Source organism: Peptoniphilus grossensis ph5 (genome assembly GCF_000311825.1).
Classification (GTDB): domain Bacteria; phylum Bacillota; class Clostridia; order Tissierellales; family Peptoniphilaceae; genus Peptoniphilus_A; species Peptoniphilus_A hominis.
Genome location: NZ_HE978568.1, coordinates 43,457 through 52,749, shown reverse-complemented (window position 1 = coordinate 52,749; position 9,293 = coordinate 43,457). Strand labels below are relative to the sequence as shown.

The following is a 9,293-nucleotide window of genomic DNA, read 5'->3' as shown; positions in this document are numbered from 1 at the left end:
GCCTTTTTTTTAAATTTTTTGGGAAAAACTATAAAACTTCTCCTGCAATTTTCTTTTGAAAAGTCTATATGCTAAAATGAATTTACGGAGGTTTTATGAGCATATATAAAGGACTTAATAAATATAAAATTAGAATAATTGTTGTCATACTTCTTACCTTTGGCAATGCTCTAGGCGAACTTTTTTTGCCACGACTTATGAGCCTTGTCATTGATAGGGGTGTGGATTATGGTGACACAGCTTATGTGCTAAAAATTGGAGCCCTCATGATAGTCGTCGTGATTTTAACTGTCATGTGCAGGGCATCTGCTGCCTACAACTCTTCAAAGACCACTATGGCTTTTTCAAGAGACCTGAGGTACAAGCTCTTTAAGAAAATTAATTATCTTAGCTTTGACGATGTTGAGCACTTTTCTATTTCATCACTTATTACAAGGACTACGGACGATGTAAACCAAGTGGAGCAAATGGTTTTAATGGGACTTAGGCCCCTAATTAGAGGTCCCCTCATGTTTATCGGCGGACTCATTATGGCCCTTTCCACAAATGTAAAGCTGTCTCTTGTCTTTCCCCTTACCATTCCCTTTATTGGACTTGGAATTTTTTATGTCTTCAAAAGGGGTCTGCCCTACTTTCCGATTTTGCAGAGAAGGCTTGACAAGTTAAATGAACTTTTTAGAAGAAGGTTAACTGGTCTTCGCGTCATAAGAGCTTTTTCCAAGGATGACTACGAGGAAGAAATTTTTGACCAGGCAAATAGGTCTTATCAAGAGATGGCAAGTCTTGTGAATAAACTTCTTGTCAATGTGAGACCCATGCTTGGCACCATTTTAAATTTTGGAATTATTTTTGTCCTCTACTATGGGGCAAAGTTAGTAGATATTAGAGAAATGGGCATTGGCGAACTTATGGCTTTCATTCAGTACATCACCCAGGTTCTCATTGCCATGATCATGATGTCTTTTCTTTTAAGCCTTTTGCCAAGAGTTTTTGCATCTATGGAGAGGATTAATGAGGTTCTTGAGTATGAGGCGACAAAAACTGGTGGCGAAAAAATTTTATCAGAGGAAATTTTTGACATTGAGGCAAGAGTCCTGTCATTTTCCTATCCCGATGCCAGTTTAAAAGTCTTAAGAGACATAAATTTTCATGTGAAAAAGGGCGAGACCCTTGGAATAATTGGCGGGACTGGCTCTGGCAAGTCAACTCTTCTTAGACTTCTCTTGCAATTTTATGAGCCAGGTGAGGGAGAACTTTTCATTAACGGCATAGACATTAAGAGTCTAAAAAACCTTGAGCTTAGAGAGGAAATTTCCTATGTGCCACAGGAAAATTTCTTCTTCTCAAAAACTGTTGCTGAAAATTTATCCTACGCAAGGGAAGATGCTGAAAAAGAAATAATGCTGGAAGCAATAAAAAATGCTGATGCTATAGAATTTTTGGGTCAAGATCCACTTAATAAGGAAATAGCAAGAGGGGGCAAGAACCTTTCTGGCGGACAGAGACAGAGACTTGCCATAGCAAGGGCTCTCACTAGAGATGCCTCACTTTACCTCTTTGATGATTCTTTTTCAGCCCTAGATTATAAGACGGATTATGAGCTTAGGCAGATTTTAAAGGAAAAACTGCAGGACAAAATTGTCATTGTTGTGGCACAAAGAGTGGCAACGATTTTAAATGCCGACAAGATTTTAGTTTTGGAAGACGGTCAGCTGGCAGGCTATGGTAATCATGAAAGTCTCATGAGGACAAATGAAATTTATAGGGAAATCGCAGTGAGTCAGGGGCAAGCTTATGAAGAAGAATAACACAATTTTAAGGATAATTTCCTACTTAAAAAATTATAAGGGCCCTTTATTTCTTGCAATCTTCTTGACTATTGGCTCATCTATTTTTGAAATAATTTCGCCAAAGTTAATGGGAAATATTACCACGAGAATTTTTGAAAATGTGAAGATGAAGACCAGTATCGACTTTGACTTCGTCATAAAAATTTGCATAATTATGGCTATCGTTTATATTTTTCAAGCTGTATTTGAATTTTTTAGGGGCAGAATTTTAGTTGATGTGACTCAAGACTTAATTGCAAGCTTTAGAAGAGAAATCTCCGAAAAGGTCAAGTACATTCCAACTTCTTATTTTGACAAGAATAAGACTGGGGACCTTTTATCTAGGATGACTAACGATGTGGAGACTTTGGGAAAGAATTTGCAGCAGACAATTTCTTCAATCCTATCTTCTATTGTTTTAATTGTGGGCATACTCTTTGTAATGATAAAAATTTCTCCAAGCTTGACTTTGGTCTTTCTTTTTACACTTCCCATGACCTACTTTTCCACAAAATTTATTTCCAAAAAGTCTCAGGGATATTTTAGGAGGAAGTCAAAGGGACTGGGCTCTATGGTTGGCTTCGTCGAAGAAAACTTTTCTGGTTCTGAACTCATTAAGGCTTTTAACTATGAAGAAAGGGCAGAGAGGGAGTTTTTGGACATCAACGACAATCTCTACGAAGTGTCCTATCGTGCCTCCTTTATGACGGGGATTATGCTTCCAATTATGACTTTTATTTCAAACCTTGGCTATGTAATGCTTTCCATTGTAGGCGGACTTTTAGTTGTGTCTGGCAAATTATTTGTGGGAGACATTCAAGCAGTCATTCAATATGTGAGAAGGCTCTCCAACCCAATTGAGCAGTTGGCAGAGATGGCGTCAATTTTTCAAGCCTCAATTGCTGCTGCCGAAAGAGTTTTTGAATTTTTGGACCAAGAGCCTGAAGTTGAACTTGTAAAAGATGAAATAAAAAGACCAGTGGAAGATATTGAATTTAGGCATGTATATTTTTCCTACGACAAGGAAAAACCTGTCATCAATGACTTAAATCTTGCAGTTGAAAAAAACAAAACTGTTGCCATAGTTGGGTCAACGGGGGCAGGCAAGACTACTATTGTAAATCTCCTTATGAGGTTTTATGATATTGATAGGGGATCTATTAAGATAAATGACAAAGACATAAGAGATGTGTCGAGAAAAAACTTGCGCTCACTTTTTGGCATGGTTCTCCAAGATTCTTGGCTCTTTAGGGGTACAATTTATGAAAATATTTTGTATGGACGAGAAGATGCCACAAGAGAAGAAGTGATTGAGGCTGCAAAGAAGGCCTACTGTCACTCCTTTATAGAGAAACTGCCAAGGGGTTACGACACCATGTTAAATGAAGAGGCGTCAAATATTTCTCAGGGACAAAGGCAGCTTTTGACAATAGCAAGAGCCCTCTTGTCTGACCCAGAAATTTTAATTTTAGATGAGGCGACTTCTTCTGTGGATACAAGGACAGAGGCGCTAATACAAAAGGCCATGAAAAATCTACTTCACGAGAGGACAAACTTTGTAATCGCCCACAGACTTTCCACTATTGTAAATTCTGATGTGATTTTGGTTTTGGACAAGGGCGACATTGTTGAAAAGGGACATCACAGGGAACTTCTTGCAAGAAATGGAGTCTATGCAGAGCTATATAATTCACAATTTAAGGACTAGGAGGTCAATATGAAAGATTTTATTTTTGATGTTAGTACGAGAATTCTTTTTGGAAGGGACCAAATGAAAAATTTGGCTTCTGAAATAAAAAAATATGGAAGTAGAGTTTTGCTTTCCTATGGCGGAGGCTCCATTAAGAGAAGTGGACTTTATGACGAGATAATAAAAATACTTGAAGAAAATAATATTTTCTACAAGGAACTCTCTGGCATTGAGCCAAACCCAAGAGTTGAGTCAGCAAGAGAGGGCGTAAAAATTATTAGAGAAAATGATTTGGACTTCATCTTGGCAGTGGGCGGCGGCTCTGTAATTGACCTTTCAAAACTCGTTGCAGGAGCAGTTTATCTTCATTGCGACCCATGGGACATTGTAATTAGAAAGGCAAAGATTGAAAGGGCACTTCCTCTTGGTACAATTTTAACTCTTTCAGCAACGGGCTCTGAAATGGACAGGGGCGGAGTTATTACAAATCCCGAAACTACACAAAAACTTGGCTTCACATCAGCCTACACTCTTCCAAAATTCTCTATCCTAAATCCTGAACTAACTTACACAGTTAATGCCAAGCACACTGCAGCAGGAATTGCCGACATAATGAGTCACACTATGGAAAATTATTTCACACTGGGCGATGGAGCTTACATGGAAAATAGACTGGCTGAAGGAATTTTAAAAACTTGCATCCACTACGGACCTATTGCCATGAAAGAGCCAGAAAATTATGAGGCAAGGGCGAATATTATGTGGGCATCATCTTGGGCAATCAACGGACTACTTTCTACGGGCAAGGCAACAGGATGGTCAGTGCACGCCATGGAACACGAACTTTCTGCCTTCTATGACATAACTCACGGCATTGGTCTTGCAATTTTGACTCCAAGATTTTTAAGCCACATCTTAAATGATGACACAGTGGATATGATTAGGGATTTTGGCATAAATGTCTTTGGCATAAAGGCAAGTGAGGACAAGTTTAATGACGCCAAAAAAGCAATTGCTCAGCTTCACATCTTCTTTGAAGATGATATGAATATACCAATGACCCTTGGGGAAGTTGGCATTGACGACAAAAAGCTTGAAGCCATGGCAGAGGCTGCAGCAAGACATGCTGGCGGCTCAATAAAGGGCGTAGTGGAACTTAAAAAGGAAGACGTCTTAGAAATTTATAAGGCTTCTCTATAAGTTTTTAAAAAATTTTGAAAAAATAAAAATTTTGAAATAAAAATAGAATATGAAGGCACAAAAAAAAGACGGGGACAAAAATCCTCGTCTTTTTAAAATTTTATTCTTATTTTATTTTTAAGCTTCTACTGAATTTTCCCAAAGTCCGTGGATATTGCAATAGCTTAGTGCATAAACTTCTCCACCCTTGTCAGTTTTAACAGCTGTTTCAACGCAAGGTACTGTAAAGATTTCGCCTTCGCCATGTGCGCTAAATTCGTAAGAACCAACTTCAATTGGGAATTTTTCTCCTTCAGGTTTGAAGAATACTTTAATCCATGCAATGTGGTGTTCTAAAGTGTTTGGATGTTCGATTTCTTCTCCAACAAGAGCCTTAATCTTTAGAAGACCCTCAGTCTTTTCTACGTGAATTACAGGAACGTGTTTTTCAGATTTAAAATCAGCAGTTTGTACTGTTTCAGTTAATTTCATTTTTATTACCCCCAAAAAAATATATTTTTACTACATAAAAGTTATTACCCCATTTAAATTAATTAACTCATTAATTTTAAAATAAGGAAAAAAACTTTTATATTTAGTATAATAAATTAGAGGTGCAAAATGGAAAAAATAAAATTAATCGCCACTACAAATATGGGTCTTGAAGCAGTGACAAAGAGAGAGCTTATAGACCTTGGCTACGAAAATTTAAAAGTAAGTGACGGAAAAATTGAAATAGATTGTGATTTTAAGGACATTGCCATCCTAAATTTAAAGCTAAGGACGGCAGAGAGACTTTTACTCTTAGTTGACTCCTTTAAGGCAGAGACCTTTGAAGAACTTTTCGACAAGGTTTTTGAAATTCGCTGGTGGGACTATCTTGGCGAGGAAGATAATTTCATCATCCAAGGTAGAAGCAGGAAGTCAAAATTATTTTCTATTTCCGACTGCCAAAGGATTACTGAAAAGGCAATAATCGAAAAACTTAAGATGAAGTATAAAATTTCCTGGTTCGAAAAAACTGGTCCAAGAGTAAAAATTGAAGTTTCACTTTTAAATGATCTTGCAGAAATTACTATTGACACATCAGGCGAGGGACTTCACAAGAGAGGTTATAGGGAGGTAAACTACAAGGCTCCACTTTCAGAAACTATTGCGGCAAGTCTTGTTAAGCTAACTTTTTGGAAGAAGGACAGGATTTTAGCTGACCCCTTCTGCGGCTCAGGCACAATTCCCATTGAAGCAGCCATGATGGGAAAAAATATTGCGCCAGGACTTATGAGAAAATTTGATTTTGAAAATTTTAAATTTTTCGATCCAGAAATTTTTAAGGAAGAAAAGAAAAAAGCCTACTCTGAAATAAAATACGATGAAAAATTGGAAATTCTTGCATCAGATGTGTCCTATAAGGCCATTGAAATTGCCAAGTCAAATGCAGAGATCCTTGGACTAGAGGAAGACATCTCCTTCTTCCAAAAGGATATAAGAGATTTAGACCTACCTGATGACTATGGCGTCATCATAACAAATCCACCCTATGGTGAGAGAATTGGCAAGGAAGATGTTGACCAGTTAAATAAGGAGCTTGGCGAGCTTGCGAAAAGCTTAAAGACTTGGTCCTTTTATGTAATTACTGCAAATGAAAACTTCGAGAAAAATTTTGGCAAAAAAGCTGACAGAAATAGAAAATTATACAACGGCAGACTTAAGACCTACTACTACCAATATTATGGTCCAAAGCCAAAAAGATAATTGTTATGTGAATCTTAATTTGCTATACTGTAAACAATAAATAAAGGTGGTGAAACATGGAAGAATATTTAGCTGAAGAAAGAATAGAGGATAAAATAGACGACAAAATTGATTTTCAAGTTCTAAATGCCATTGCAGACTTAGTTCGCGTTTTGGACTACAATGAAAAAGTCGTCTTTGTCAACAAGGCAATGGAAGACCTCTTAGGTTATGACAGGGACAAAAAAGTTTGCATCTTGGGCGAAGATCTTTTTGATCCAGAGATAACTAGACGGGCACTTTTAAGCGGCGAAGTTATCCAAAGAGAAGAAAATATTGGCAGCATGGTTTTTTCCGTAAAGTGTTCACCAATTATAAATAAAAAGGGAGAAATCCTTGGCGTAGTTGAAGTTTTTAGAAATGTAACTATGGCACGAAAGCTGCAAAGGGAAATTATCGAGAAAAATAGGTTCATGACCAGTGAAACTATGGCAGCCTCACTAATCCAGCAGACAGTTTTGCCAGAGAGGGGCTTTATAAAAAATTTGAAGGTAAATTATATTTACAGACCTTCTACAATACTTAGCGGCGACATGTTTGATGTCTTTGAAATTGATGATGACCACATAGCCATCTACATAGCCGACTCTGTTGGTCACGGCTTTGCTGCCTCCATGGTTACCATGTTTATTAAGTCTGTTGTGAGGACTCTCAATAAGGATACTCTTCTTTCTCCTAAGAAAACTTTGGCACAGCTTTGTACAAGGTTTACTAGCCTAAGGCTTGAAATAGAAAATTATTTCACTTGCTTTTATGGAGTTTACAACACAAAAAAGAAGAAATTTGTTTTTTCCAATGCAGGCCACTTGCCTCTGCCAATAATGGTTAGGGACAGAGAATTTATGAATTTAGAATCAAAGGGCTATCCAATTTCAAGATTTTTTGCCAGACCTGATTATGAAGAGAAGGAAATAAAACTTTATTCAGGCGACTACATTTTGTTTATGACAGATGGAGTTGTGGAGGCTAGAAATTCAAAGAAGGAATCCTTTGGCTACGAGAGAGTCCACAATATTATCTTAGAAAATAATAAGGATATCCTAGAAATTTTAGATAACGAGTTAGAGGAATTTAACGACGGAGAACAGACCGACGACATCTCAATGCTTCTTATTAATGTTTGGTAAATAAAAAAGCTCACCAGTGGTGAGCTTAAGAATTATATTCAGGCAATTTTTCTTTTAAAGAAATTTCTGCCTGTTTTTTTATTGCAAAGGAAAGTGCCATTGCCACAGCGACATAGCCTATAATAATAAATTTAACAAAACTTACGGACCTAAAAGCCATATAGATCCTAAAAATTATAAAGGCAGAAAGTGCCATAACAGCCATGCTGAGTATGCTAAATAAGAAGACTGGAAAGTTTCTCTTAACTGCATCTTGGGGGTTTTCCCAATCAAGCTTTGGATATTTTATGCCGTAATAAATTCCAAAGGAAGATGAAGCATAAGACCCAAGGCAGGACCCTATTAGCATAGCCAAAATATATAGGCCATCAAAGCCTATGAGGTAGGCTAAAAATATTATTATTGGAAAAGTTGAGACAAATTGAAATAAACTTGACCCCAAAATTCTTCCCTTAATCTGATCTTCATAGGAGATTGGAAGAGTCTGCATGAGGAAAATATTTTTGCCCTCGCGAGTTATGCTTGTGATAGACAGTGGTGTCATAAAGGCTGCGTAGAAAAAGAGTCCTATTAATAGGGCAAAGAAGACATCAATTTTTCCAAAACCGAAAGACTCTGTATTGGCAAAAAATTCTTGAATGTATTTTATACTTTCGCCCTTTAAAAATCCAAAAATCATGAGGATTGGAAACATAAAAGCTCCACTTGCCAAGTTAAAAAAGTAAACTGGCGTCTTTATTACATTTGCAACGTCTTTTTTTGCAAGGGAAATTGCAATAGATGTGTTTTTATTTTCTCTCTTTCTCTTTGCCTTTGAGCCTGAAGCCTTTGCCCTTAAAACTCCAGCTATCATTAACTTTGAGAGTGGAAAGCTTAGGTCAAATAAAATTATAGCCATAAGAAGAAGTATTCCAAGGCTAATAAAAAAGCCTGGGATATTATTCATCACATAAATTTTATCCACTAGATAAACTTGTGGGAAGAGGTGCTTGATAAAGCCGATTATGTTTTTTTCTACCACTTCCTTTGAAAGATCTGACCTAGTGATAAGCTGTGGTGCCAAGGTCGCCCCAATTCCAAAAATAAAACCAAGAGCCTGAAGTAGATTTTTTAGTCCGCCTATGCCTGCAAAGGCCCTCATAAATAAAATCAGGATAATTGACAAAATCAAAACTGTAAAAATAATATTTGATAAATTCAAAAATATTACTGAGAAAAATTTTATAAGCTTTAAACTCCCATATTTAACCAGTGGAAAAATTAAGGGAATAAAAATTACAAGGCTAGTAAGGAAGGCTATGGCCACAGACCCCAAAATTTTTGAAATATAAATATTATTTTGTCTAAGGGGAAGGGGAAGTAGGAGTTCCACATCCCTAGAGTAATAAATTTTTGAAATAATTCCTGGGCTGGTAAAGACTATTGTGCCAACAGAGACAAAGCCAAAGAAGACCATTAGGACCAGGCTTTCCTTTCCAAGCTTTGCCATGGGAATTATGAAGCCAAGAATTAAGAAAAAATATAAAAAGGCAAGGTAGAAAAATAAAAAGACAAATCCCAAAACTGTTAGAACCCTAAAGTCACCACCATTTTTTGAGGGCTTCTTTAGGGGAGCTATAAGACTTAAGTATAAATCTTTTTTTAAAAGTGTTTTTAATTCAAAAAATCTATTCATAA

The 9,293-nt window shown here is 36.8% G+C and carries 7 protein-coding genes; 5 read left to right on the top strand and 2 right to left on the bottom strand.

Features of this window, described 5'->3' with window-relative positions; genetic code table 11:
• The first annotated feature begins 95 nt into the window (after positions 1-95).
• Genes HGPG_RS07405 through HGPG_RS07395 form a run of 3 tightly spaced genes read left to right on the top strand, consistent with a single transcriptional unit; the run spans position 96 to position 4,719 of the window.
• Positions 96-1,808, top strand: coding sequence for an ABC transporter ATP-binding protein (locus HGPG_RS07405; protein WP_019125429.1), 1,713 nt, complete (start codon positions 96-98; stop codon positions 1,806-1,808).
• The gene (locus HGPG_RS07400; RefSeq protein WP_019125428.1) at positions 1,795-3,537 is read left to right on the top strand and encodes an ABC transporter ATP-binding protein; all 1,743 of its coding nucleotides are present in this window, start codon (positions 1,795-1,797) and stop codon (positions 3,535-3,537) included. Before HGPG_RS07405 ends, HGPG_RS07400 begins: the two co-directional genes overlap by 14 nt.
• A 9-nt stretch (positions 3,538-3,546) precedes the next feature.
• Positions 3,547-4,719, top strand: coding sequence for an iron-containing alcohol dehydrogenase (locus HGPG_RS07395; RefSeq protein WP_019125427.1), 1,173 nt, complete (start codon positions 3,547-3,549; stop codon positions 4,717-4,719).
• Positions 4,720-4,836: 117 nt separating this feature from the next.
• Here the strand turns inward: HGPG_RS07395 and HGPG_RS07390 are convergent, their stop codons facing one another.
• Positions 4,837-5,190 carry a class II SORL domain-containing protein gene (locus HGPG_RS07390; RefSeq protein ID WP_019125426.1) on the bottom strand — a complete coding sequence of 118 codons (354 nt, stop codon included), beginning with the start codon at positions 5,188-5,190 and terminating at the stop codon, positions 4,837-4,839.
• A gap of 129 nt (positions 5,191-5,319) precedes the next feature.
• Here HGPG_RS07390 and HGPG_RS07385 point away from each other — a divergent pair, with 129 nt between their 5' ends.
• Both HGPG_RS07385 and HGPG_RS07380 read left to right on the top strand, forming a co-directional pair.
• A complete protein-coding gene (locus HGPG_RS07385; protein WP_019125425.1) occupies positions 5,320-6,450 on the top strand; it encodes a THUMP domain-containing class I SAM-dependent RNA methyltransferase in 1,131 nt (376 codons plus the stop codon).
• A 56-nt stretch (positions 6,451-6,506) separates the two neighbouring features.
• Positions 6,507-7,616 carry a SpoIIE family protein phosphatase gene (locus HGPG_RS07380; RefSeq protein WP_019125424.1) on the top strand — a complete coding sequence of 370 codons (1,110 nt, stop codon included), beginning with the start codon at positions 6,507-6,509 and terminating at the stop codon, positions 7,614-7,616.
• Positions 7,617-7,641: 25 nt separating this feature from the next.
• Here HGPG_RS07380 and HGPG_RS07375 read toward each other — a convergent pair whose 3' ends face one another.
• The gene (locus HGPG_RS07375; protein WP_019125423.1) at positions 7,642-9,291 is read right to left on the bottom strand and encodes a putative ABC transporter permease subunit; all 1,650 of its coding nucleotides are present in this window, start codon (positions 9,289-9,291) and stop codon (positions 7,642-7,644) included.
• Positions 9,292-9,293 lie beyond the last annotated feature (2 nt).